Here is a 1,655-nt window from a genome sequence, read left to right as displayed (position 1 = left end):
GCCGGCGGAAGAGTCGGGTTTGGTGTGGGGCTTTCGGGTTGTGGGTTGGTCGTTTGTTGAGAATTGCACAGTGGACGCGAGCATCTTTGTGGTCAAGTTGTCAAGGGCGAACGGTGAATGCCTTGGCACCAGGAGCCGATGAAGGACGTGGGAGGCCGCGATAGGCCTGGGGGAGCTGTCAACCAAGCTGTGATCCCAGGGTGTCCGAATGGGGAAACCTGGCACCAGTCATGTGGTGTCACCCACACCTGAACACATAGGGTGTGTGGAGGGAACGCGGGGAAGTGAAACATCTCAGTACCCGTAGGAAGAGAAAACAATTTAGTGATTCCGTGAGTAGTGGCGAGCGAAAGCGGATCGAGGCTAAACCGGCTGCGTGTGATACCTGTCAGGGGTTGCGTGGTCGGGGTTGTGGGACCCTGCTGAACAAGCTGACACTTGTTCGAGAAGTTACAAAGTCAGTGGCTAGTCGAACAGTCTGGAATGGCTGACCGTAGACGGTGAAAGTCCGGTAGGTGAAAGTTGCTGACCTTCTGTGGGTGTTCCCGAGTAGCGGCGGACCCCTGAAATCTGCCGTGAATCTGCCAGGACCACCTGGTAAGCCTAAATACTTCCTGGTGACCGATAGCGGACAAGTACCGTGAGGGAATGGTGAAAAGTACCCCGGGAGGGGAGTGAAATAGTACCTGAAACCGTTCGCCTACAATCCGTCGGAGCCTTGCGGGGTGACGGCGTGCCTTTTGAAGAATGAGCCTGCGAGTTAGTGGCATGTGGCGAGGTTAACCCGTGTGGGGGAGCCGTAGCGAAAGCGAGTCTGAATAGGGCGATTCAGTCGCGTGTCCTAGACCCGAAGCGGAGTGATCTAGCCATGGGCAGGCTGAAGCGCGGGTAAGACCGCGTGGAGGGCCGAACCCACCAATGTTGAAAAATTGGGGGATGACCTGTGGTTAGGGGTGAAAGGCCAATCAAACTCCGTGATAGCTGGTTCTCCCCGAAATGCATTTAGGTGCAGCGTCGCGTGTTTCTTGCCGGAGGTAGAGCACTGGATGGTCTAGGGGGCCCACAAGCTTACCGAAATCAGCCAAACTCCGAATGCCGGTAAGTGAGAGCGCGGCAGTGAGACTGCGGGGGATAAGCTTCGTAGTCGAGAGGGAAACAGCCCAGATCACCAGCTAAGGCCCCTAAGCGTGTGCTAAGTGGAAAAGGATGTGGGGTCGCATAGACAACCAGGAGGTTGGCTTAGAAGCAGCCACCCTTTAAAGAGTGCGTAATAGCTCACTGGTCAAGTGGTTCCGCGCCGACAATGTAGCGGGGCTCAAGCACACCGCCGAAGCTGTGGCATTCACATTTTATCCTCGCTTGGACTTGATTCCTTGTGCAGGTGTGTGGATGGGTAGGGGAGCGTCGTGCCGCGAGTGAAGCAGCGGGGTGACCCAGTTGTGGACGCGGCACGAGTGAGAATGCAGGCATGAGTAGCGAAAGAAGGGTGAGAAACCCTTCCGCCGGATGACCAAGGGTTCCAGGGCCAGGCTAATCCGCCCTGGGTGAGTCGGGACCTAAGGCGAGGCCGAGAGGCGTAGTCGATGGACAACGGGTTGATATTCCCGTACCCGCGAAAGAGCGTCCCTGATGAACCTCGTTGTGCTAACCACCCG

General features: G+C 56.8%; 1 rRNA gene (cut by a window edge). It reads left to right on the top strand.

Features of this window, described 5'->3' with window-relative positions:
- Window positions 1-90: 90 nt before the first annotated feature.
- Window positions 91-1,655 (top strand): 23S ribosomal RNA (locus ACFY2Q_RS29405); its annotated part runs 1,513 nt beyond the window's last position; the annotation flags it as partial.

It is taken from the genome of Micromonospora sp. NPDC000316 (assembly GCF_042898885.1).
In the GTDB taxonomy this organism is placed as follows: domain Bacteria; phylum Actinomycetota; class Actinomycetes; order Mycobacteriales; family Micromonosporaceae; genus Micromonospora.
The sequence above is the reverse complement of the archived record's forward strand: the minus strand, read 5'-3'. Positions and strand labels throughout refer to the sequence as shown.